Consider the following 25,008-nt stretch of genomic DNA (forward strand, 5'->3'; position numbering starts at 1 on the left):
GAAGATCCTGCTGCAGTGAGCGGCGTTCGTCGGCGATGCAGCCCCGAATTCCGGGTAGCATCCAGGCACGGGCCCGCAGGGGGCGCTCGAGAACCATCAGTCGTGAGGCATTCGTGAGAATTCCTTGAGACGCACGCCACCGTTTTTCGATTTTGCTACAACAGATTGATGAGAGCGCAAACACCACTGCGCGAAATACTCCGTTTAATCGAAGGAGCCTGGTTGTGGGAGAAAAGGCCTACTCAAGCGTGCCGGACAAGGTGTTCGTGCTCCGTTTCTGGGGAGACCCCGGAAGTCAACCGACTACCTGGCGAGGAGAGATCAAGCAACTGAGCTCAACCGGGCTTTTTGAAAAGAAGTTCAACGTCCCTAGCTTGGAGGCCGCATACAAGAGAATCGCCGTGCAATTGAAATCGATCACGAGGGGATGACGTGATCCCCCTTCCGTTCGATCCATTTGATCCGCCGGTCCTGTCGCCCCCAAAGATGCTGTGGCGGCCATTTCTTCTGTCTCCTCTTGAAGCAGGCTTCGAACGACGGGGTTTCGCTTCGTCGTCGCAGGAACGAACCGCTCAGCTGGAGACGATCGGTAAGGCCTTCATCGAAGGTTACAACAAGGGTCTCCTTGCCAGGGATCCAGCCGAGGTGCGGCAGGCCAGCATGGACGTTGACCCCTTCTTTCGCGGATTCGCTGTTGAAGGCAGTGCGATGGGGGTAGCGGTCCACGATGCTCTCTCCCTGCGGCGTCCAGTTCTCCCCGAATTGCTGGCCGAGTTTGACCCCGATTACACCTATCTGGCCCACGTTGGATGTGGATGGGCGATGGCAAGGTTGCCCTGGCGACGAGGTCCCATACTGAAAGCACTCGATCCGCTCCTTCGCTGGCTTGCATTCGACGGGATGGGTTTTCACGACACGTACTTCAAGCCACGTCGCGTCCTGTCGCTCTGGCGCAGAGTCGGCAGTGGCTATGCAGCGCGCGCGTATGACCAGGGGGTGGGACGCGCGCTATGGTTCACCTGCGGCGGCTCCGTTGAAGATGCCGTTCGTACAATCCAGCGATTTCCCTTAACCCGACAGCGCGATCTTTGGGCAGGTCTAGGTCTCGCCATGGCCTATGCCGGCTGCGGTGGCCGATCTGATTTCAGGATCGCCCTTGCTGCGGCAGAGCTCAACAGGTGCCATTTCGCGCAAGGGATCGCATTCGCCTGCGAAGCGCGCGCGCGCGCCGGGGTACCACCTCCGGCGGCCAACCTCGCCGCGATGACAGTCTGCGAAATGTCGGCGCTCGAGCTGTCCGAGCGGGTTCGGGTATCCCGAGAGGATCTCTCCCGTGGCGATCGCGATATTCCTGACTATGAGGTCTGGCGAAGCCGGACATCTTCGTCGCTGACCGTCAGTCGACTGGAGGCCGCCGAATGAAAAGCCTTCTACTACGACACGCAGCAAAGATCGCGACTGTGTCGATGGCCGTGGCGCTCTATCTGGTAGCGTCTCCAAGTCACCTGACGGCAGAAGCGTCTGCTGATCTGGCGGCACCGCTGAGATTGTCGCCGACCTATCTCGAGCCAGCAGACACGGGACGACCTTACCGCACAATTCGCGATGTCAATCCTTCGCTCAGGCGCATCGAAGCCTGGATCTCGTCAGTAGGTGCCGGCATCGCGCTTGCAGATGTGCAGGGAACAGGATTGCCGGATGACATATGCCTTGTCGATCCTCGCAACGACAGTGTTACGTTGATGCCGGCTCCGCAAACTGGCGATCGCTTCGCGCCATTTGCCCTTGAGCCTCCGGATAGAGGCTTCGATCGCCGGACAATCGCCCCGATGGGCTGTCTTCCGGCGGATGCCAACGAGGACGGCCGGATGGACCTGATAGTCTACTACTGGGGCAGAACGCCGTTGATCTTCCTCCGCAATGAACGTCCGGATTTCGACGCCTCAGGGTTCACGCCCGTCGAGATTACTGATGCTCCGGAGATATGGAACACCAATTCCGCAGTCCTCGCCGACGTTGATGGCGACGGTCATCCAGACCTTGTTTTCGGGAATTACTTTCGCGACGGCGATCGGGTGCTCGATGCCCGGTCGGACAAGCCGGTTGCAATGCAGCACTCAATGTCACGTGCGGAAAACGGTGGCAGAAACCGGCTGTTTCTCTGGTGGGATGCGACCAAGACGTCCGTTATCTACCACGACGCAAGCGCCGCCTTCACCGACGAGATGGCGGACGGCTGGACATTGGCACTTGCCGCACGCGATCTGGATGACTCATCGCTTTCAGGCGACATGCAGAAATATCGCGGCCTGCCGGAGATCTATGTAGCCAACGATTTCGGCAGTGACCGGCTTCTTCTCAACCGGTCAACTCGTGGCACACCGCATTTCAAGCTGGCCAAAGGAACAAGAACTCTTGGCGTTCCACGCTCCAAAGTGCTCGGTCAGGATTCATTCAAAGGGATGGGCGCTGATTTTGGAGATCTGGTCGGCGACGGCCGGCCGGCGCTTGCCGTGAGCAACATTTCATCCCCATACGCGCTTCTTGAGAGCAACCTCCTGTTCGTAAACGATGGCGACGACACCGCATGGTCCAGAGATGTCGCGCCTTACATCGACCGGAGCTCAGAATACGGGACCTGGACCAGTGGCTGGGGGTGGGACATCAAGTTTGCGGATCTGCTGAATTCGGGACGTCCGGCTATCCTTCAGGCAATTGGCTTCGTCAAGGGGGCAACCAACCGATGGCCCGAGCTTCAGGAACTTGCCATGGGCAATGACGAGCTTCTGCAGTTTCCCGCCGCATGGCCTCGTTTTTCCGATGGGGATGAACTGTCCGGAGGAGATCATGATCGTCTCTTCCTGCCAACGGTCGACGGGAAGTATTCGGACGTATGGATGTCTCTCGGGCTGGACTCTGAAACTGTATCGCGCGGAATAGCGACCGGCGACGTCTACGGCGACGGTCGGCTCTCCGTCGCTATTGCGCGGCAATGGAGCCCGTCTGTTTTCCTGAGAAACCTTTCGAAGGATGCCGGACAATCGATCGTGGTCGACCTAAGGGTGCCAGGATTGCCAGAATTGCCAGGGGCCACAAGACCGGCGATTGGCGCGGAAGCGCGCGTCGTCCTTCCAGGTGGCCGTATTGTCACCTCGATTGTGGACGGTGGATCCGGTCATGCCGGAAAGCGTGCACCTGAAATCCACCTCGGCCTCGGCAAGGTGGCCCCCGATGCACAATTCGATGTGCAGTTCAAATGGCGCAACGCCGATGGCCAGCAGACAATGACGATGAGGCTGACGCCCGGGCGGCATCGTCTGATCCTGGGCGATACGCTGGCAGTTGCTTCACAGCTTAACTCCCGGAACAGGGGTGGTGGTTGATGTCAATCGAAACAACGTCACTTACTGGCCGCCGCGTTGACCGCTTTGAAGCTGTTGCGGAACGCTGGTATTCAGAGAAGCGTCTGGGCGGTCTATCCCGCTTCGCGTTCGCCATCACTGTCCTGAACGTTGTCGGCCACGCGTTTCTCGGGTTCGAGCAGTCGTGGATAACGCCCTTTGTCTCAGTTGGGACTACCTATTCAGTAGATCTGATCGGCGAGACACTGGAAGCGCGCGCTGCCGGCCGCAAACCGCGCTATGCAGGCGAGTTTCTAAATCTGGTCAGGTTTCTGCTGCCAGCCCACATCAGCGGACTTGCAGTTGGTATGCTCTTGTATGCCGCGGACAATCTGGCCGCCGTTGCTTTCGCCGCCAGCGTTGCGATGGCTTCAAAGTATGTATTTCGGGTCACTTTGGGGCAAGGCAGAGACGGCAGACCCGTCCTGAGACATTTTCTCAACCCCTCAAATTTCGGCATCACGGTAACGCTGCTGCTATTCCCCACGGTAGGAATTGCGCCTCCCTACCAGTTCTCCGAGAACACGTGGGGTTCCGTGGACTGGCTTCTGCCGCTTGTTATCGTTGGAACCGGAAGCTACCTCAATAGGAAAGCGACAGGCAGGATTCCGCTGATCCTCACCTGGGTTGGGGCTTTCGCTGCGCAGGCGATCATTCGTGCCGCCATAAACGGAACACCGATCACATCCGGTCTTGTGCCAATGACCGGCTTTGCCTTCATATTGTTCACCTTTTACATGATCACCGATCCGGCGACGACGCCTGCCAGAACGAGCGGCCAGGTTGCCTTCGCTGCTGCGGTCGCACTTGCTTACGCTGTCCTCATGGAAGTCCACACGGTTTTTGGGCTGTTCTATGCTCTCACCGCAGTGACAGCAGGGCGCGGAGCGTTGCTTGCAGTTGCCAATGTTGCGCGCAAGGCGCGGTCGCCTGGGCAAACCCGAGGGTCCGCTGCCCTCTCTCCAGGTGAGTGATGAACCCGCAAACCAGGATAGCCATCTGCTCTCTGTCATGCCGGTTTCCCGATGCGGCAAGCCCAGCCGAGTTGTGGCAAAATGCCATGGAGGGGCGCCGATCTTTTCGAGCCATCCCGAAACAGCGGCTGGACCTCGATCAGTACGCGGAATGCATTCTCGGCGAAGCGGACTCAATTGTGGCGGTGAAGGCAGGGCTTCTTACAGGCTGGGAATTTGACCGCGCCCGGTTTCGCGTTCCGCTGACAACCTTTGAAGCGACCGACCTGGCCCATTGGCTCGCGCTTGAACTTGCCGCTGATGCGATCAGCAAAGCGGGCCTCGACAGACTGGACCGCAGCCGGACGGCCGTGATCGTTGCAAACACGCTGACGGGCGAATTCAGCCGGGCCGCGATGCTCAGGCACCGGCTGCCCTTCCTTGATACCATGCTGGCAAATGCCGTCGAGGCCGAGGGCCTCGAGTCGACTGTTGGAGCGAGGCTTCGGCAGGCTTTTGGTCGGGAGATCCGTGGAAGATTCCCGGCGCCAAACGAGGACAGCCTGGCCGGTGGACTGGCGAACACCATAGCAGGCAGAATTGCCAACCATTTTGATTTGCGCGGCGGCGCATACACTGTCGACGGAGCATGTGCATCTTCACTGGTTGCGGTGGCTGACGCAGCCAATCTGCTGGCGTCTCATCAGGCCGATGCGGTGGTTGTTGGCGGTGTTGATCTCAGCATTGATCCATTCGAGCTAGTTGGATTCTCTCGAAACGGTGCGCTTGCCCAAGGCGATATGCGGGTCTTCGATGTCAACTCGAGAGGCTTCTGGCCGGGAGAGGGAGGAGCGTTCGCCGTAATTGTGCGGGACGGTGACGCAGGCCGCGCCGGTCTCGACCGGCTGGCCGTGCTCCGCGGCTGGGGAATGTCAACCGATGGAGCAGGGGGTTTGACCAGGCCATCCAGCACAGGTCAACTTCTTGCATACAGGAGGGCCTACGAAGGCGCCGACGCGGATCCGGCGGATCTGGCCTTCGTAGAAGCCCACGGCACCGGGACTGCTGTAGGCGACCCAACCGAAATACAAGCTCTGGCTTCGTTGCGTGGCGCGACAACGAATCCGCTCCTGATTGGATCAATCAAGGCAAACATAGGCCACACTAAGGCCGCGGCCGGCTTTGCGGGCCTCGCAAAGGCGATCGAGGCTTTGCGTCAGGGTGTCCTGCCGCCTCATGTCGGGTGCCGCGATCCGCATCCGGCCTTTGCGGAAACAGAAAACAGAGTTCAGCCCTCCCTCATTCCAAAACGGATTGACGGGAGTCTCGCCGGCATCTCGAGTTTCGGGTTCGGCGGTATAAATGCGCACATCGTCATCGAGCAGGTCGGCAAGCCCAGGAGGACATCGGTATCGCTGCGCGCCCCCAGCGCCTTTGACACGGAGCTGTTCCTATTTTCGGGCGATAAGCAGGACGAAGTTGCGCGCGATCTGGACGTCCTGCTGGCGAGAGCATCGTCGATCTCGACCTCCGAACTTTCCGACGCTGCGGCAGCCGTCTGTCGGCGACAGTCCGGCGGGAGCATCAATGTTGGCATTGTGGCCTCAGATGCCGGAGAGCTTGTTGGTCGGCTATCTCATGCCAGATCCGTGCTCGAGAACGGGAGATCAGTGTTCTTGCGGGAAGTGGGTGTGTTCGTGGGGGTTGGCGGCGTCCGTCCTCGGATAGGCTACATCTTTCCCGGGCAGGGTGCGCCTTCGCACACGGATGGAGGACTCTGGGCGCGCTGCTTTGGCGCTGCCGATAAGTTCCGCCGCCTGCTGCCAAAGGATCAGCAGCACAAGAGCACTGCGACCGAGGTCGCGCAGCCCACAATAGTTGCCGCCAGCATGGCGGGACTTTCAGTTCTCGACAGCCTTGGCATTAACGCCGGGACGGCAATTGGCCACAGTCTCGGCGAGATTTCCGCGCTTTCGTGGGGCGGCGCGCTTACCAGAAATGATGCGATTGCGCTTTCCGCGAAGCGCGGCGCGATCATGGCCCGCCATGCTGTGCCTGGCGGCTGCATGCTGCGCGTCGCACTGTCTTCGCCAGACGCCGAGGTAATCGCTGCGTCGGTCGGTGATGTGACGGTGGCGTGCGAGAACGGTCGCGCAGAAACCGTGCTGTCCGGCCCATCGCGATCGATTGAGCGCCTTGTTTCGCTTCTTGACCACGCGTCTGTCGATCATACGCGGCTTGCGACATCGCATGCGTTCCATAGCGCGGACATGGCGCCGGCCGTCGATCCGTTTCGAAAGGCACTTGAGAGTGTTGCTCTTGGCACCTGTCAAAAGCTCGTTCTTTCAACCGTTACGGGCGTTCCGATTGATGAAACAGTTGACCTGCGCACGCTTTTGGCAAGCCAGCTTGTCGACAGAGTGCGCTTTGAGGCGGCGCTGGTAAACGCGCAACAACATGCGGACATTTTTGTAGAAGTAGGCCCGGGTCACGGCCTTGCCGCACTGGCCGAACTGTCAGGTGTGCCGGCCTTGCCCATTGACGCCTTCGGGGCGTCGGTCGCGCCACTGCTTCGGACCCTTGGCGAGCTTCACGCCAGGGGGCATCAGATTGACGCGACGCCGCTCTTTGCCCAGCGTGCCATACGGCGCTTTGAAACCTCTATCCCATCGTTTCTGACCAGTCCATGCGGCTCAAGGGACACCGGCAGGACGCAAGTTCCATCCCTGAGTTCAATTCCGCCGGTAGATTCGAAAGCGAACAACCAAGTCGCGGATGACGCGCCATCGACGGTGATTGCCGAGACGGGAATTGCCGACAGTCTTGGGGCCATTCTGTCATTAATTTCAGCCCAGACAGGCCTTCCCCAGGAATCAATCGGCCCCGACGACAGGTTTCTGGACAGTCTGCATCTGAACTCATTGTCCGTGTCACGGATCGTGATTGCTGCGGCCAGAGCTGTCGGTGCCCGATCTCCGAAGGCGCCTACCGAGTTCGCAAATGCGACGCCGCGCATCCTGGCCAGCGCGCTAGACGAACTGCGCGAGTTCAGTCAGGCAAAAGGTGATCCTGATCGTGTTGCAGGGGTCCGCCCGTGGGTGGACACATATTCGATGCGCTGGGTTGATGTGACGCCGTCCACTCTGGTCTCCGAACCCGTGATCTGGTCAACTATTGCGGTTTCGGAGGAGCAGGATCTGTCTGCGCTGCCCGATACACGCGATGGCTGGCTCCTGCGGCTGCATCGCCCATTCTCCCGGGCGACTGCGGAGTCATTGATTGCCCTCGCTGCCGAGGCTGCCCGTCGTGGCGTCCGGAATCTGGGCATCGTTCATAGCGCAGCACCCATATCGGCCTTCGCGCGATCACTGGCACTCGAAAATGCATTCCAGACGGTTCGTGTTCTGGGCGTGGCCGAAGGCGACAACCACAAGGCATTTGACAATGCACTTCAGGCGCGATCGGGACGATACACCGAACTCCGGTCTGACAGGGAAGGGTCGCTGAAGTCGCCGGTGTTCGTTCCAGTCTCCCTATCAGGCGATGCTTCAGGTTCAGCCGTTGGTGCCGGCGATGTCGTGGTGGTCATCGGTGGAGGCCGCGGCATTACAGCGGAATGCGCTCTGGAGCTGGGCAGAAAGGGCGCGGCGCTGATACTCGTGGGACGGTCGTCTGCAGAGAGTAAAGAAGTTTCCGAGACGCTGGAACGGGCTGCGAAGCTGGAGGTTCGCTGTGCATATGTCTGTGCCGACGCGTGCGACGCTTCGCAGCTGGAATCCCGACTTGCCCCTGCAATCCGTGCAATCGGGAAACCGACGGTGCTTGTCCACGCCGCCGCGGTTAACGAACCGATGCAGATCGCGAAAGTCGACGCGTTCACTGCGCGTCGCTGCCTTGCGACCAAGCTGGATGCGTTCACAAATGCGATCTCATTGTGTGGCCCATCGCTGCGAACGGTTCTCACTTTCGGCTCCCTGATAGGTCGCATCGGACTTGAGGGCGAAGCGCACTACGCGCTTGCGAACGAGGCACTCTCGGATGCTGCCATGACATGGGCACAGGCGGCGGCGGGTCGCTCTGCATTGGCGCTGGAATGGTCGATCTGGGGCGGGATCGGCATGGGCGAGCGGCTCGGGACTATCGAACGCCTTATGGCCCAGGGGGTCGATCCCATTTCTGTCGACGATGCACTCGCCAAATTCGATCGACTTATCCAGACAGGAGCTGAAGGTACGGTCGCCGTGACGAGCCGCTTCGGGCAGCCGCGTGACCTCGATCTGGGTCCAGCCGATCTGCCTTCCTTGCGTTACGTGGATCGTCCGCTCCTTCATTATCCGAACAAGGAAATCGTCCTGGAGACAGATATTTCGAGGGGCCGCGACCGCTATATAGACGATCATGTCATAGCGGGTCAGGCGATACTGCCAGGCGTCATGGCTCTGGAAGCAATGGCGCAAGCCGCGTCGTGTCTGTGCGATGGCGATGTCATCACCTCGATAGAGGATGCTTCTTTTGAGCGCGCAGTGCAGCTGGACATGAGGCAGACGCCGCTTCGCCTGGCGGCATTACGCCATGAGGGTCGTATCGAGGTAACCCTGTCTGCGGGCGCAGACGACTTCAGCGCGCCGGCGGCGCGAGCCGTTTTCAGGCATCTACCCAGGCGACCCGACAGTTTAGCAGCGAGCACTCGCCCGCACCTGGACGGGCAGGGGTTTGATGCGAAATCGCTATACGGCCAGCTGTTCTTTAATGAAGGCCGATTCCGACGGATTGACCGGTTCCTGACGCTGAGTTCACGCCACGTGGTGGCAACTCTTTTGCCCGAGGCGGGGAGTGGGTGGTTTGGCGCCTACGAATCAAGACGACTGATACTTGGAGATCCGGGTGCCGCGGACGCCTGCCTGCACGCGTTGCAGGTGACGATCCCGCACAAACGCGTGTTGCCGGTCTCGGTTGAACGTGTTGACCTGATGGACGGCGGTCCGCCGGCTCTCGTTCGTGCTGTCGAACGCGAGGTGCGATCCGGCAACTATATTTTCGACATCGAAGTTGAGGATAGCGAAGGCCGCTGTGTCCAACGCTGGACCCGCGCGGCTTTCCGGTCGATTGGCAAAGTGGATATTGCCAGCGCGCTCAGGAGTGAGTTCTGGTTAAGGGCGCCTTTCGTGGAGCGTTCGGCCAGGGAAGCGTTCGATGACGACAGCATCAAGGTCGCAATAATCAACGACGATCTGAACACACGCGAAACTCGGCGCGTTTCTGCCTTCGCCATCCTTGGGATCACAGACAGCATAGAACGCCGTTCAGACGGGCGGCCAATGCTGAGGAATGGCGAGGGATTTATCACTCTCGCACACCGGGAAGGGATGACACTCGCCCTGTCGGCGGACAACCACATGGGCTGCGATCTGGAGACTAGTGACGCAAGCGGGGAACAATACCGGTTTGCAGCGATCGAAGCGTGTCGGAAGGTGGGACGCCAAGCCATAATTCGTCCGACAGAGGAACTCCGCCGAGGGGAACCCTTCCAAGTTGATGGCGTCGACCTTCTGCTCGTGGACCTTCCCGACCAGGCAAGCGGGAAAACGATCGCTCTAAGCTCGATCCGGAGGATTCAGGCATGAATGAGCAGATTGGCCGAACCGGGCATGTCTCGCCCGCAGGGAAGCCTTTTGTCTATCGACATGTGGTCTCGTTCGAGGAGACCAATGTCGTCGGAAACGTCTATTTCGCGCGTCATGTTGCCTGGCAAGGCCGCTGTCGGGAAATGTTCCTTGCCCAGCACGCGCCGTCGGTAATCGATGAAATACATAGCGGGCTAAGATTGGTGACGATCAACGTCAGCTGTCAGTACTTTGAGGAAATCTATGCGCTGGATGAAATAGAAATCGCCATGCATTTGTCGTATCTGCGTCAGCATAGGATAGGTCTGGATTTCGAGTACTCGAAATTGGTGACTGATCGAAGAATCCCTGTTGCACGAGGGTTTCAGGAGATTGGCTGCATGCGCAAAGGTCAGGATGGCTTGTCGCCGATCGCCCCTCCAAAATCGCTTGCAGACGCGTTGGGTCAATTCGCAATACGGGCCTGAAGCCAAAAAAATATCCCAAGTGGACCTATCGGCATTTGATCCCGAGCGCTGACAGGATCTGAGTCGCCTGCTGTGCTTCGCGGATGGCCACGCGACAGTCACGATATGGCGCCGAAAGTCCTGCAGCCGCATGTGACACGCCTGATCGAAAGAGACCTGAAAATCAGGCGATAGGTGGTGAGCAGATTGCTCGCGCTCGTCCATTCGTGCGGAATTGTGTTCGCGTCCAACCCTACGAAATCGAGTGGTGATTGCGTCGCTAGACAGCCGTGATCCTTTTGTCTGTCTGCATCGACAGGCCCAACATCCCTGTCATCTATAACGTATAACGCACCTCACCGCAGGAGATCTAGGCGATGCCGCAAAGTGCTGAACATACTTTCTCTTGTCCGGTCTGCAGCCATTCAAATGAGGAATACACAAAATATTGCAATAACTGCGGCTCGGAGATAGTCATCCGTTGCCAAATATGCGCCAACAGAGTTAGATCTACAGATATAAGATGTGAAAACTGCGACTTTGACATTCCATCAACGAGATATGTTAAGTACCTAACGCCAGATATGATACCTGAGAAGGTGACGTCACGCGTAATAGAGCGCCTAAATTCCCATAGCGATCCAGAATTATTGTGGAGTGAGGTAGAATTACTCGGAGAGGACGATACCGGGAGAGATCTGGCACGAGGATTGCTCGCTCGAAAAGCCGATTTTGGCGGTGCTTTCACGAGCCTGTCGGCTGTATGGGAAGCTCCCGGCATCGGGCCGGCCCGCTTTACCGAGCTGGTGATCGCCTTGGGAGTCGATACGATTCCTCATACGCCGACGCTGTCGCAGGGCGACACGCAACCGGCGCATCCACGTGATTCCGCGAGCGCAACTGAGTTGGAGTTCAGCTATGAGGTTATGAAAGAAGGACTCGGCCCCACCGCAGGCACCATCATCGCCCGCGCTTGCAGCCGTTGCGCATCCTTCGCCCCTGGCTTTAACTCAGAGCTTGGGGTCTGGGAAGCACAGGTCGAAATAACTGGACTGGTATTGGACGGTGAGGACGACAATGTAGCTGTCTCGATCCAGATGGATGAGAGGATGCAGCCATATGATTGGCTGCAGCCGCTAGATAAGGCGGTCCCTCAATTCCAGTTCCCAGCCAAGATGCAGCTGAACAACAGCATGATTATAAAAGCAAAGATCAAAGCGACAGGAGAAGTGATCTCTTTGGTCTCCAGAGATGTTCCCTGTCAGGCCGGACGCATAGTGGATTGGCCACCTTACGGCGTGCGACTGCATTCGCAGCGTGAAATCAATTACGTCGATGCGTCACAACCGCTCGGTCCGCCCCTCCTGAAGATAGGAGATGCAACGACATACCTTACTGGCCCGGCCTACTTCTTTTTGCATCGTCCGGATATCATGAAGTACGAATACATACCAGGGGATGGACCACGCGACCTGCCCGCCGTTCGCCTCGAGTGGGCTGCCATGCCCGTGGATTTGCCAACGACTGATATGTTCCACCATTACCATGTGTACCGGTCGCCGAATCCGGATTTTGGGGAAGGCGGTTGGGCCAATGTGAGCGGCGCCATTTTTGAAAATGAGTGGGTCGATCCAAATCCACCGTCCGGTCCGCTACATTATCGCGTTGTATGTGTCACGAAAACGATATTCGGAGATAATTACGAGGCGCCTCCTGGTCAGATAAAACGAGTGGAGCCCGGTATTTCACTGTTCAGGGTGTAGGTAAGAAACGTGTTTAAGAGTGGGAGCGAGGAAACAGCAGGTAGAATCCGAGCATTTTATGATCGCTTTGGTATCACAAGGGTGGGGAATACCACGGGGTTAGACATACTGGGTATCCCGACTGTTATGGTCTTTAGACCCAACTCCCGTTCTTCCGACGTGTCGCAGGGCAAGGGAATCAGTCTGGCTGCTGCCGAAGTTTCCGGGCTAATGGAGGCCGTTGAATCTTGGCACGCAGAGCACATTCGCCTGCCACTTCGGCATGCGACCTTCCAAGAAATGGCTGCGACAGCGAACGTAGTCCCGCTGGACGCCCTGCCCAGGATGTCTGACGGGGATGTTGCGCCTAATGCAAAGATCCTCTGGTGCGCCGGATCCGAGTTAACAACCGGCCGAGAGGTTTGGGTGCCCTACGAGACCGTCACAAGTGACGCGTGTCAATCAAGCTGCGTCGGAAAGAGTATATTTCCAGTTACAACAAACGGACTCGGCGCAGGGAATACGAAGGAACAGGCAATATTACATGGACTCTACGAAGTGATCGAGCGCGATGCGATTTCCTTAAATAGAGAGCGCTGCGTCATGCGGCCGACGCATCGTGAAATTGACGTCCGGACAGTTGTTGATGGTACAGCCAGAAGGCTTGTAGATCAAATCGTGCGAGTCGGTCAGATTCGCCTTTGGGACATTTCCAGCGAGATTCCGATCCCGGTTGTGCGATGTGAGATTGCTGCACCGCATCCGGGTATACATTACGTACCTCCCGCCGAGGGTTTCGGCTGCCACTCGCGAAGAGAGATTGCGCTTCGCCGCGCTATCCTGGAGGCGGCGCAAAGCCGCCTAACCCATATAGCTGGAGCACGGGAAGATCGTCCTCGAAATTGCTATCGCCCGCCGATAGCAACAAATGCGCTGAAGGATAATAGGGAAAGCGGAACACTGGACTGCCGCAAATTGTATCACAAGTGTCACTCAGGACGGCGAGCTGAATTGGTCAGTGTTTCTCGAACCTTGAGGCAACTGGGTTTCGGTTTGCCTGTGGTGGTAGACCTGCGGCAGGCCGAATTCGATATCCCGGTGGTTCGGGTTATCGTGCCCGGGCTGGAAGGCCCGACCCATGAGTTCGAAGGGAGTTCACGTCATTTGATGGCTGTAAATCCGAGGCGTGTGGAGCGGGCGCGGTGGGTGGAGTCATGACAACCATCGTCTTCAGCGGTCCGACGATATCCGTCGAAGAGATACGCACCTACCTGCCGAACGCGATTTGCCTGCCCCCAGCTTCGCAAGGTGATATCCTCCGGGCCTGTGCGCAGAACCCCAGAACCATCTGTCTGATTGACGGATATTTCGGCTGCGTACCGTCTGTTTGGCACAAGGAAATCCTCTGGGCGATGGAGGCGGGAATCCACATGGTCGGGGCAGCCAGTATGGGCGCGCTTAGGGCCGCAGAATTGGCGGCGTTCGGAATGGTCGGCATTGGTGCCATATACGACGAATTTCGCAGTGGACGGCTTACCGATGACGACGAGGTTGCAATATTGCATGGCCCCTCAGATCTTCAATTCATGCCGGTCACTGATGCATTGGTAAATATCCGCTCCACCGTAGCAAGAGCCAAATCAGAGGGATTAATATCCGAGAGAGAAGCCAAGCGAATTGTGTCCGCTGCCAAGTCGATCCATTTTTCTGATCGAAAGTACGAGAATATACTGTCTAGCGCGTTCGAGGCTGAGCGAGCCGCAGACCTGTTTGCAGCTCTGAAGAAGGTCAAGGTCGATCAGAAGAGGCGGGATGCGATCCATGCTATCAAGTACCTAAGGGAAGTAGATCATAGTCAAAGATACGTGGCAAAGTACGTTACAAACAGGACCGTATACCTAGAAGAAATGCTGGCGGAGGCGGGCGCTCTATACTATGACCGATCGAGCGGTGCAATGGTTCCAATCTCCAATGACCAGATACTTGACGAGATAAAATTGCAGAATGGCACTTTTTCAATGGCACTCAAAGACGCTCGTTTAAGGAAATTTGGTGCACAATACGCCGCGAAAAATGGCTATCAGCAACAGGTCGAAGGTCGCGTCGAGGAAGTACGACGTCGATACTTTCAAGCGAAGGGTGTGACCAATCCCCGGTTGGAAAGCCTGTGGCTTCGGAGGCAGTGCCTGTCGGAAAGTACATTCAGTGGGCTGATGCTGGATACTGCATTGGCGATTCAGGCTTGGGCACTTGTCGGCGATCAGTCGGCTGCAATGATCTTTGAGCAAGTGAAGCTCGACGGTCTGTTCGATACCTTCGTAAATAGAGCAATTCGAAAATCAACTGCGCTGAAGAGAGCCGCCACCGCAGTCAAAACTGAAGAAGCAATGTCGTGGTACTGTCAGAAACATGGGCTTTCAGATGAAGGGCGCCTGAGATCGTTTATGGCTTCCAACGGCTTCTTGTCAAAAGAGGACCTCTTTCGCATCGTTGTCGATGAATACGCCTATATGAAAAGTCGTGCACTGCGCGGAATATGTCCCATCAAGGATGAGGTTACCGAGGAGGCGGGGTAGATGAAAGCGGCCTACGTATTTTTATGGACACTAACTGGAACCCAAGAGCAATTCGATGAATTGATACCGGATCTGATAAATTGGCTGAAAAAACTCGAGGAAGATGATCACCTTCTGGCCTGTGGGTCTTGGAAAGATAGCAGCGGCGGCTTGACGCTTATTAATGCAGATGATCTGGAGACCGCCAGGAAGCTGCACCAGGGCAATCCGTTAAATCCAATTGGTAATGTTGTGGAATACGAGTGGGATGTTTACTATGCAAATCTGAGTACTTCGGCTGATTTCAAACTCATTTGAGTGACCGAATGATTCGGCTGCTTGCTACAATATCGTTGTATGCGTTGGTTGTCAGGATATCGCCTAGATTCGGCGGAACGGCGGTCGGACGGTATGTCATCACAACGCTAGCTCGCCAATGTGCTGCCGATAGTCCCGCTGTGATTAAGATAGCGCAACTTATTAGCGGTAGGGCACAGTTTTCTGATCGGTATTTCTGCGAAGGGCTCCTGAAGTTACAAGCTGACGTGAGTCCGAACTGTTGGTTCCGAGGCGAAGTCGATGAGACTTGGTTCGCAAAAATTGATCAACGCGCCTTGGCTTCAGGGTCCGTTGGGTCGGTTTTTCGCGCGACTCTTTTGAGCGGCGCGCCAGTCGTTATCAAGGTTAAAGATCTGCATCGAGAGGAAAAGCATCTCAAATCCGCGAGGACGTTTCGATCGATATCGACTTTAGCGAACCGGATCATGTCTGTTTGGAACATTCCGGCTTTGGATTGGATAAATGCACTGACGCCGGTCTTTCGCGGCCAGTTCGATTTCGATAGCGAGCGCGCGAATGCCTTGCAATTTGCGGAAGCATTTCGACGCGTAGACGGCGTCGTCATACCAAGATGCTATGCTCAGCACAGCAATCCTGTTGCGTTGGTGTACGAGAGGATCGAAGAACTGGCGGTAATATCCGAGGAACTGAACGGAACTCAAAGAGGCACGAGGGCGGCGGACATATTGTTGAAAGCTTACTTCAAAATGGTATTTATCGACGGATTAATTCACTGCGATCTGCACGCGGGGAACGTTTATCTGAACGCGAAGGGAGACGTTGTTATATTGGATTATGGATACGTCGAGAGGATCACAGATCGAGTCAAGGTAAAATTTCGAAAATTCTTTGGTGCAATCGTCAGTGGCAACAGTAATTTGTGTGCAGCTTTGATAGTGGATATGGCGACGTCGCGGGCAAAAAGGTACAAAGAATTTGAGTTCTTTACTGCCATTGGCGATCTCGTCGAACAATTTCATGGGCGTCGAGCAGGAGACGTCGATGTTGGAAAGTTTATAATGGCCGTTTTTGTGACTTGTGCCCGGAGCGGTGTTCGGGTGGAGTCTTGGTTTGCTAACATCTTGGTGAGCCTGGCATTTCTGCAGGGGACGTTAGTGAAACTGGATTCTAGCCTTGATTTTCAGCTAGAGGCGAAAAGGCTGCTACACACTTTGGAAGAGGGCGCCATTGGCCTTTGATCGTGCTTCATTTGTGTGTGCAGAATCGTGTTTTGTGTCCAACCCATACCGCCGAGCCCAAAACCCTGTCCCGAACCGTTGGCGGCCTGCGCGATACAGGCTGACACGTTCTGTGAGGTAATGTTGATATGAAACTCGCGCCCTGTGTTCAAGCAGTGCGAGTCGGTTCGGACGTGCGTCGAGCATCATAGCCATTTCTTCTGCCATGCGGATAGCAGACCAAAGTCCGCGCCCTGCCAACGGGTCAAAGCTCGCTTGGGCATCGCCCAATCTGAGGGTGTTGTGAGCGACGTTGAGAGGCAGCCAACGACAACGTACGGGAAATGTATGAAACGAGACCGGCTCGTTCAGCTTACTGGCCAGGCGCGCAATACCGGTGGTCGCATCCAGCACTCTCGAGGCCAGGGAGTGCGGAGTTGACCCAATTAAGGCCTCCGCGTCAGTAATCACTCCGAGACAAGCACGATTGCCAGGGCCGACGATCCCATATGCCCATCCGTCCGCGGCAGCTTCAATAAGCAGGCGGGCGTCGAGCGGCTCACCGCCCGCGTCTACCCTTCCATACATAACGAGCGCGATAAGCCTGTCGTCGTATTCTGACTCGGACTTCAGACCAGAACGGCTGTTAACGGCTCCCGTCGCCAGGATCCTCCACTTGCCGTCGTGTTGTTCCGGAGTGAGCGCCGCGTCATTATCCGACGAGACTGTCGGATCTTTGTCCGAAGCCAATGCGATGCCCGCCTTGGCGACGTGGTATTGAAGCAGAGTTTCAAGGCCGGGGCGATCCACCGCCCATGCCGAGCCGTATGGTCCAGTCAGATAGTCATGGCAGTGTGCGTCACAGGTGTCCCACCGAGAACAACTGCCAGGACATGGTCTGGCAACGGCGTGGATTTCGTCGATGGAAAGGCCCAGCCTGAGCAGAACAGGAAGTGCGGAAGCCCCCAGAACATCGATGCGGGGCTGGTACGGACGGCGTCTGGGCGGAGTTATGAGTTTAATCTTCCATTCGCGTCGGGCCAGCGCGATGGCTGCCACCAAAGCAGCAGGCCCGTTGCCGATAATGTCCGCACTACTTGCGCGGCGGACGGCAAAGCTCATTGGCCAAACCTCATTTTGCGCACTGCGATTCGATCGGCCTCGTCAGCGAAACCCGCCCCTTGTGCCCGTAAATCCGCTGCCGAGGCGCTGGCCGGCGCAGAAGCGGGAGCGACACCACCAGCATCAGCAATGACAATCTTGTCTTTGGTGCCGGGATGAGTTTCCACGTAGATGACCGGCGGAATATGATCGTCTCCTCCGACGCCGGGGTAAGCCTCGACCACCCCCATATTGCCGAACTCTTGGATCAGATGTTCTCCCCAGTCCTGGCCAGGGCTATTGAGTGGCGCAAACCAGCTCCTCCTCTGGTTAAACGCGTTTAGACGTTCCTCCTTCGGGAGGGACAGGTTCGTAACTTTTAGGTAGTTTTCATGGGCGAGCACATGGTTGGGAACGCGTGAGGGCCAGAAGCTTGGTGCGTCGAATGCTAGGCTGTCCTCATACCCTGCCAAGCAGCCGCCCGTATCTATCTGCCACGGGAGCAGCATCCATCTGGTCAAGGAGCCTGGGAATTGGCCGTGTAAAGGTCCGGTCGAACCCAACGCAGTGTCCACGTCGAGATGCGAGCCGTAGTCGAATTCCCCCTGGGTTGCGCGCGCGATACGGAATGACTTCGAATAGATCGACAGATGGCGCATTGGCCATGTCAGCTCGATTCCCGGATGAAATGCGTCGGCGGCACAGAAATCCAGCATTGCACGGTCGAGCGTATCCGGCTGATCGTCGAGCTCATAGCGGTCGATTGTGGAGGGCGGCGAGGGGCGCTTGCCCCAATCGGCGATGAAATTGCCTTCGCTCCAGGACTTCATTGAACGCAAACGCTCGCCGCCTAGAGCAAGGTTTCGGTATGGATCGTCTTCGGGCGATGTACCATAGGAGTCGCCGTAGAGCCATGGCCAAGCAGCTGGATCGGAAGCATGAGCAGTCTGTTCACGAAAGATCTTGAAGATCGCCATCCGTAGCGGTTTGTACACATCGACCGGGGTGCCGCCATGGAGCTGATTGATCTGGTCGATCCTGTCCTTGTCAAGGAAATCGAAAGGTGCATTGTGCCCAAAAACTGCTGCGAAGGCCTTGTTGACCCACTGCAGTCCGCTCATTCGGGCGAGCATCGGGTAGACGTCCTCCGTGAACGAGATAGCGGGATTTCGGGGAAGCCACCCTGCATCTATGTAGAGATCGATCAGCAAGTCATAGAGCGTTCGCCAGGATTTGATATCGGGGGCATAATTCGGGGGGGCGGAGGCGATCCATGCTCCCTCTGTTGGGATGTCGATGTCGTCGATGCGCACTATTGCGTCGATGGGCCCGTCAGCTATGTCGTCATGCCAGTCTTCAGCATTGCCGAAAGCATCGGAGTCCGAGTCGACATAGGGTGGGGCACCGCTGGGTGAACTGGAAACGCCGCGACCACCAAGAAATAGCAGACGCCCCTCCGCTGTTGTTCGGAGCTCTCCAAGGTTTACCGGCTGTTCTTTGAAAGAGCCCGTATCAAACCGGTGTATTTCCGTTCCGCCCTGACTGCGGCCAGATATCCACCGGCTGCCAGGATCGATCACCAGCTTACGGCGTTCGGAAGGATCGAGGATCTTGGGATTTCGGCGTTCGACGATGGTACTCTTGAGCGTATCCAGATCCATCGCGTGTCTAAATTTGAACCACGCGGCCTTCGCGTTCGCAACGTGGACAGTCCAGACGATTTCGGCATTATCAGCGGTCAGTTCGGCAACGACATGATCGTTCTTGTCGTATCCATAGATACGGAACTCCACAGCCTCACGTTTGAGATGGCCATTCCTGTCGTGGGAGCTGTCGACAGGCCTTGGCGGCGGGTGCGGAACTTGCGGGGCGAGCAGATACTCATCTGGGCTGCTGCCTAGCCGGGCGATGCCTATAGCCGGGTGTATTGAAGCTCGCACGATTGTAGTGGCCATTCTTTCCCCCACGCTGACCTTCGGCAGGCCGTTCCTGCTCAGATCGAAGTGCATTCCGAGAGGCATGACGACTTCAGCCGCGCTCTCGCCGACCCCATGCCCCAGATCTAGAGATGTTCCGTTGGGCTACATTGCGACTTCCCAGAATAGTCATTTTTAGTGGAAAAGGAAATTCTATCGCTGATCTATTGGAACTGACTGCTGAAATTGCCGGTGGATATTAACGGGATAGCTGCGGGGCTGGCGACGTTGGTCGGCGTCCACATGAGATCCTTCGAACAACCGTTGGAATCACTTCGAGACCAGCCATCCACCCAAGCCCGAGTTTCAAGCAAGACCTCTGCATGCAGCGCAGCCCGTTCGATCATATCGTGGGCCTTTCGCACCTGGTTGTGACGAGAGTCGAAATGGGCCTCTCTACAATTGCTCTACGAAACGACAAGAGGCCAAGTTGCCCAATGCGTTCGTATGGAGTCTATCGAGAGGGTCTCGTGATTGTATAGGCATTTCTATGTTGTAAATGCAGGTGCAAGGTATGGCTGTAATAAAGTTCGAGAAGGTAGAAATCCCCGGATGAGCTGAAGCAAGTAACTTTGCGACGGTCCCGCGTGATTAGACACTCATCAAGCCGAACGGCGGTAGAGGAAGCTATGCACTTTTAGCATATCTCAAAATCAAGGGGTGATTGTCACATGAAAACCCGCGTATGTTTATTTGGCGTTTTTCTGGCTATGACCAGTTTCTCAGTCGGAGAATCTTCTGGACAGGATGTTTTTGCCCCATTTTCATCGCCGGTGGCAGTTCGAGGGGGGGCCATTTTCGGGCAAGCAATCGGCGTAACATCGGTGGTGTTTGGGAAAAAGCCCGAAGGAAAACCGGAAGTAATCTTATTTTCGGGACTACTTGAAATCACAAAATCGCCTGTGGTTACCCTCTCAGATGGTTCGCATCAGATCGCAGTTCAGTTCGACTCGATTACTCCACAAGGCGCACGGGTTGCGCGCGCAGCAAAGACGACGAAGGGATTTGTCGAGGTCTGGGTGAATCCGAACAAGGCGCTTGAGTCAATTGGCATCCTTACTGAGATACCAGAGGCGAAGCACGGACATGAGGCTGCCGAGGGACACGCTAAGCTCTATCTAGCCTTCAAGGCTGGATTCGATTTCTCGGGTCCGGATTTCGGCGAGCTCCACAACACAGAGCCGGTTGAACTCAATGGCCATATCCACAGGGTCCCACCAATTACAAAGCCTATAAAGCTAGAAAAAAATATGACGTCGGACGAACTAATTAAGTTGATGGACGACGTCGGCGAGGCCGACAAATGGGTTGGCGCAAATGACCATCCTATAGCTTTGCTCGACAAAGACGGCGTGGCGCGTGCCTGGTTTACACCGTATGTTCATGTCACGACGCTCACCGGATTTTGCGGCGACAAAATTGATAATGATGTCGACGGACGCATAGACGAGGAGAATGGGGACAACGGAGACGATGACAATGACGGATTTGTCGACGAGGACTCAACCTGTCCGTCTTGAACGATAAGCTTGGGCTCACCTGCCACGGACTTTCATCCGGCGGCGCTTGGAGTCTCGGGCAGATCGCCTTTTCGGCGATGCGCGATGCCGGCTCGGACCCGTTCGTCGATCGCAGAGCAGCCAGAGGCCATCGCATCATAGCTCCCGCGTCGCTGTTTTCCGGCGGCAGAGGCCCGCGGAGCGGTCCGCGGCGAGCCTGGGTTGAACGGACTGGCGCGAAAGGCTGGCGCCGAGGTTGCTGTTCTCCTGCAGAAAGGCAATGTCCGGGGCGAGGCGCAAGCGGCGAAAAGTAGCCGTCCCGAAGCTTACCCTCCGCTGATCGCCATGATGACGAACACCTTCGTCCTTGGTTCGACGGGCGTATCAAGCCTGGCGCGCTCACCGTCGATGAAGACGTTGATGTGCTTCCTGATCGCCGGCGTCGAGTCGCAGAGCCGGTCGCGCATGCCCGGCCACCGCCGGTCGAACTCGTCCATCATCTCGTGCACCGTTGATACCGACATCTCCACCGAGCGTGTCGAGCCAGGGAACAGGTCGACCAGCACTCCGGGTAGTCTCACGGTGATTGCAACGGCTTGAGCGGGTCGCGGGTGACGCGTGTCGTTCGGCATCCTTACCTCTCGATCACCATTGTCTCGACCGAGGTGATGACGGGCAGATGCTCGGCGATAGGTGCAAAGCTATCGCCCTCGTCAGTGCTGGCAAATATCGTGCCGCTCGATGTGCCGAAATAGACGCCGGCCGGCTCCAGCCGGTCCGTCGCCATCGCTTGCCTCAGCACGCCGAAATAAGCGTTTTTCTGCGGCAGGCCTTCGCGTAGGTCCTGCCAGGTCTTGCCCGCGTCGCGCGTGCGCCACACTGCGGCTTTCGCATCGGGTACATAGCGGCCCGCCGTGTCGCCATTGAGTGGGATCATGAAGGCCATGTCGGGGTCGCTCGAGTGGGCCGCCACTGGGAAGCCGAAGCTCGACGGCAGACCTTTCTCTATGCTCTGCCAGCTCTTGCCGCCGTCGTCCGAGCGATACATGCCGCAATGGTTCTGCTGGTAGAGCCGGTCAGGCCTCCCTGCAGCCATAACGAGGTTGTGCACGCACTGGCCGAACTCTGGATAATTCTCACCCTCCGGTAGGAAATCGGCACGGGTTCCTTTGTTGCGGGGCTCCCATGTCCCGCCGCGGTCCGACGTATGGAACACGCCGGCCGCCGAGATGCCGATCCACATCTGATTCTCGTCGTACGGGTGAAGCACAAGCGAATGAAGGATCAGGCCGGCGCCGCCGGGGCTCCACTGTGGGCGTGACGGGTGTTTTTGCAGCCCTTCAACATGCTGCCAGGTTTCACCGCTATCGTCGGAACGGAACAGGCCAGCAGGCTGCACGCCGGCATAAAGACTGCCGTTCTTCGGCGCGACGCTCCACACCGCCTTGATCGGCTCGGCGCCCCCCTCATAGGCGAGCCCCTTGCTCGAATGGGTCCAGCTCTCGCCGAGATCGGTCGATTTCCAGACGGCCGGGCCGAACCATTCATTACCGCCGCCGCCATAGATCGTGCCAGTCGCCGGGTTGCCGACAACATGGTTCATTGGCCATGTCGCGCAGAACGGACCTTTGAGGCCCCACGATTTGCGCGTGGAATCACTTTCCAGGATGAAAGCACCTTTGCGGGTGCCGATGAGAACGAGCACATGATTCGCCACGATCAGCTCCTTTTGCCGGCGACAGGTCTGCCCCTTCGACCTCTCGTTTTTTCTTCGTTGGCACTCGCTGCCGGAGGAGGAACGTTACGCCCTAAAGCAATAACGTCAACTCGTCGCCACCGAGCTCTGTTTCCACTTCGCCGCAACTGCGATGGGCGTTTTTGATCGCGTCATTGTGCGCCATCGAATCGGCGGTGACGCGCGTTGGCATAGACTTTAGGGATCAATAGGCTCTCCCGTCGGCTTCCGGGGGTCGCCAGACGCAAGACCCTGATGCACACGTTATTGCGAGTGGAGCGCTGTCACGTGATAACGATCTGACGGGTTTTGCCGCGAAATCCAATCGATGGCGGTTTGCGGAGAAAAAATCGACGCGGAAAGTCGCGAGATTTGCCAACGATTTCTCGAACGCCGCCAGTTTCGTACCGGCTAATCTCAAAGCCTGTTTCTGAATCGGTGACAAAAAACGGTCAACATCGACCATCTCCACGTCAACTACTTATGGCATTGGTATTTTTCGCACTGCCTCCAAGACATCAGTGCTAGTCTGTGAAAGAAAAATCAACTTGCCATATCGACAGTCCGCGAAAGCAAAGAGTTCGCAAATACCGAAAATGCCCGGGTCTTTGCCCGAGCCGTGGTTGATAGGCAGCGAATGGCAGCGCGGCTGGTCCTAGCTGGTTCTTTGGGGGGAACAATGCGTGATAGTCGAACAAAACGCCCGATCGTGCTCTTGATCCACGGCATCAGGACACGGGCTTACTGGCAGGGGCCGGTCAAGGCACTGCTCGAGAAGCAGGCAGGTGTCGAGGTCGTGCCGGTCAAGTATGGCTACTTCGACGTCTTCCGATTCTGGTGCCCGTTTGGTTTTTGCCGATCTGGGCCAATTGATCGCTTGCACAAGGAAATCCGTGACGTGGCCGCGACCTCGAACGGTCGTCCTCTTTACCTCATTGCGCACAGCTATGGGTCGTATGCACTTACGCGCATTCTGCTCCGTTACAATGACATAAGGCTTGACCGACTAATCTTATGTGGCTCCATCGTGCCGCGAGGGTTCGATTGGGGGCGCATCTCCAGTCAGATCAATCATTCTCCCGCAAGGGAGGCGATCGTCAACGAGTGCGGTACTCGTGACATTTGGCCAGTCGCTGCCGAAGCTTTCAGCTGGGGATATGGGGCTTCCGGAACGTACGGCTTCGGATCGACACAGGTCAGAGACCGCGTTCATGAGATGCCACACAGCGGCTACTTCAAGATCGCCTTCATTGAGAAGTACTGGGTTACTTTCCTGGCGTCAGGCGAGTGCAAGACCTCTGAGGGCGACGTCAGCGGTGCTCGACCTCCATGGTGGTCTGGCCTTCTATTATTCCCAATCAAGTCGGCCATCGCGGTGCTTCTCGCGCTCTCCGTTTGGATGACGTATGCGGCGCCCCCTTGTGTAGCGCGAGAGAACGGCGTTTCCCACTACCTTAAGGAAGAAATGCGTAGCGCCGAGGTGACCGTGAACATTGGACTAGAAACCCCGAATGAAGCGTGCGCCAAGTACGTCCGCAAGCTCTACAAGGACTCGGGGCCAGAGGTCGGGTACGGGACTGTTGAGCTGCCTTTCGCCGATACCCGGTGGGTCGGCGAGGGAAAGATTGTATGTGAATATTCGCATCTGACCGTGCCGGTTTACGAATATGAGCGGTCGTTCGCTTGCCTTTCCCGATATTGGCTGGGCCGCGAGGAGTAACGTGGCAGGAGTAGAAAATTTGCCGCCACCGGTGGCGCCGGTATCTGTGAGTGGGCCATCATGCCCGCGAAACTTGGGCGCGCCGCAAGGACATCTGTGTGCGCTGTGATTGAGAAGCTGATAGACAGGTTCATTCCTCCTTATTGTCCTCCGGTTCGCCAGACCATTTGAGAAGATACGAAGGAAATGGGTTGGCGAACCATCCGCTAACGTATTGATTTCCAACAGGAAACGTTGACCCTCCGGGCCCACCAAAACTGTTCAATATCAATTAGTTATGGCCATCTTCGCTTTGAAGTGGGCCAATTCAGATACGCTATGTTCCCGCGCTCAGTTTACGATACTTGATCCATAAGAGGGGAGGGGAGATTATGCCTGCCCTTATGCTCCGTTGTCCTCGTGTTCGTCAGTCAGGTTCTTGCAGCCACATATAGTCCAGGCGTTTCAAGCTGGAAAGGCCGTTGGCGGTGTGTGCGGCAAAAGGCGGTAACGGCGTACGAATGGGATGGTCGCCGCGACCTCGGGAGAATGCGCTGTGACTTCTGCCGAGCCGGAACTATGGCTCGAAGCCGGCCTGGGTCGGCCGCCGCGTGATGACCGCTTTGCGCTGCATGTCGGACGTTAAGATCGGCCCTGCCGCTTCCCGTTAGCCGACACCAACAATCGTGGTTGCGCCAATTACGGACATACAAGTTGGAAATCAGGTGCGTTCGCCAAGCGAACGATCCGCTCAAGTTCG

At 56.9% G+C, this 25,008-nt stretch carries 16 protein-coding genes; 12 read left to right on the top strand and 4 right to left on the bottom strand.

Translation table 11 applies throughout. The annotated features are described in order from the left end of the window. The first annotated feature begins 432 nt into the window (after nucleotides 1-432). The 10 genes from NKH23_RS13735 (at nucleotide 433) to NKH23_RS13780 (ending at nucleotide 16,259) form a co-directional block, all read left to right on the top strand. On the top strand, nucleotides 433-1,422 hold the full coding sequence (locus NKH23_RS13735; protein ID WP_353034917.1) for a DUF1702 family protein: 990 nt from the start codon (nucleotides 433-435) through the stop codon (nucleotides 1,420-1,422). Next, entirely contained in the window at nucleotides 1,419-3,383 is a 1,965-nt protein-coding gene (locus NKH23_RS13740; protein ID WP_353034919.1) for a CRTAC1 family protein, read from the top strand. The genes NKH23_RS13735 and NKH23_RS13740 overlap by 4 nt, the downstream gene beginning before the upstream one ends. Then, nucleotides 3,383-4,375, top strand: a complete 993-nt coding sequence (locus NKH23_RS13745; RefSeq protein ID WP_353034921.1) for an enediyne biosynthesis protein UnbU — start codon at nucleotides 3,383-3,385, stop codon at nucleotides 4,373-4,375. Before NKH23_RS13740 ends, NKH23_RS13745 begins: the two co-directional genes overlap by 1 nt. Next, complete coding sequence (locus NKH23_RS13750) at nucleotides 4,375-9,978, top strand: SDR family NAD(P)-dependent oxidoreductase (RefSeq protein ID WP_353034923.1); 5,604 nt, start codon at nucleotides 4,375-4,377, stop codon at nucleotides 9,976-9,978. The genes NKH23_RS13745 and NKH23_RS13750 overlap by 1 nt, the downstream gene beginning before the upstream one ends. Then, entirely contained in the window at nucleotides 9,975-10,445 is a 471-nt protein-coding gene (locus NKH23_RS13755) for an acyl-CoA thioesterase (RefSeq protein ID WP_353034925.1), read from the top strand. Before NKH23_RS13750 ends, NKH23_RS13755 begins: the two co-directional genes overlap by 4 nt. A gap of 689 nt (nucleotides 10,446-11,134) precedes the next feature. Continuing rightward, nucleotides 11,135-12,187, top strand: coding sequence for a hypothetical protein (locus tag NKH23_RS13760; protein WP_353034927.1), 1,053 nt, complete (start codon nucleotides 11,135-11,137; stop codon nucleotides 12,185-12,187). A gap of 9 nt (nucleotides 12,188-12,196) precedes the next feature. Then, nucleotides 12,197-13,384, top strand: coding sequence for a YcaO-like family protein (locus NKH23_RS13765; protein ID WP_353034929.1), 1,188 nt, complete (start codon nucleotides 12,197-12,199; stop codon nucleotides 13,382-13,384). Beyond that, entirely contained in the window at nucleotides 13,381-14,742 is a 1,362-nt protein-coding gene (locus NKH23_RS13770; protein WP_353034931.1) for a TfuA-like protein, read from the top strand. Before NKH23_RS13765 ends, NKH23_RS13770 begins: the two co-directional genes overlap by 4 nt. Further along, nucleotides 14,743-15,039: a YciI family protein gene (locus NKH23_RS13775; protein WP_353034933.1), complete on the top strand. Its 297-nt coding sequence runs from the start codon at nucleotides 14,743-14,745 to the stop codon at nucleotides 15,037-15,039. An 8-nt stretch (nucleotides 15,040-15,047) separates the two neighbouring features. Further along, entirely contained in the window at nucleotides 15,048-16,259 is a 1,212-nt protein-coding gene (locus NKH23_RS13780; protein WP_353034935.1) for an AarF/UbiB family protein, read from the top strand. Here NKH23_RS13780 and NKH23_RS13785 read toward each other — a convergent pair. After that, complete coding sequence (locus tag NKH23_RS13785) at nucleotides 16,224-17,360, bottom strand: hypothetical protein (RefSeq protein WP_353034937.1); 1,137 nt, start codon at nucleotides 17,358-17,360, stop codon at nucleotides 16,224-16,226. The two genes, NKH23_RS13780 and NKH23_RS13785, sit on opposite strands and share 36 nt — an antisense overlap. Next, nucleotides 17,357-19,294: a LodA/GoxA family CTQ-dependent oxidase gene (locus NKH23_RS13790; protein WP_353034939.1), complete on the bottom strand. Its 1,938-nt coding sequence runs from the start codon at nucleotides 19,292-19,294 to the stop codon at nucleotides 17,357-17,359. The genes NKH23_RS13785 and NKH23_RS13790 overlap by 4 nt, the downstream gene beginning before the upstream one ends. A 692-nt stretch (nucleotides 19,295-19,986) precedes the next feature. On the opposite strand from NKH23_RS13790, the gene NKH23_RS13795 reads away from it, so the two are divergent. Continuing rightward, nucleotides 19,987-20,835 (top strand): hypothetical protein, encoded by an 849-nt coding sequence (locus tag NKH23_RS13795; protein WP_353034941.1) that lies wholly within the window; start codon nucleotides 19,987-19,989, stop codon nucleotides 20,833-20,835. Nucleotides 20,836-21,140: 305 nt separating this feature from the next. On the opposite strand, the gene NKH23_RS13800 is transcribed toward NKH23_RS13795, so the two are convergent. Then, nucleotides 21,141-21,446, bottom strand: coding sequence for a MoaD/ThiS family protein (locus NKH23_RS13800; protein ID WP_353034943.1), 306 nt, complete (start codon nucleotides 21,444-21,446; stop codon nucleotides 21,141-21,143). Between the two features lie 2 nt (nucleotides 21,447-21,448). Continuing rightward, the gene (locus NKH23_RS13805; RefSeq protein ID WP_353034945.1) at nucleotides 21,449-22,531 is read right to left on the bottom strand and encodes a WD40/YVTN/BNR-like repeat-containing protein; all 1,083 of its coding nucleotides are present in this window, start codon (nucleotides 22,529-22,531) and stop codon (nucleotides 21,449-21,451) included. Between the two features lie 697 nt (nucleotides 22,532-23,228). On the opposite strand from NKH23_RS13805, the gene NKH23_RS13810 reads away from it, so the two are divergent. Further along, a complete protein-coding gene (locus tag NKH23_RS13810) occupies nucleotides 23,229-24,269 on the top strand; it encodes an alpha/beta hydrolase (protein WP_353034947.1) in 1,041 nt (346 codons plus the stop codon). The last annotated feature ends 739 nt before the right edge of the window (nucleotides 24,270-25,008 follow it).

It is taken from the genome of Mesorhizobium sp. M1328 (assembly GCF_040318075.1).
Classification (GTDB): Bacteria; Pseudomonadota; Alphaproteobacteria; order Rhizobiales; family Rhizobiaceae; genus Mesorhizobium.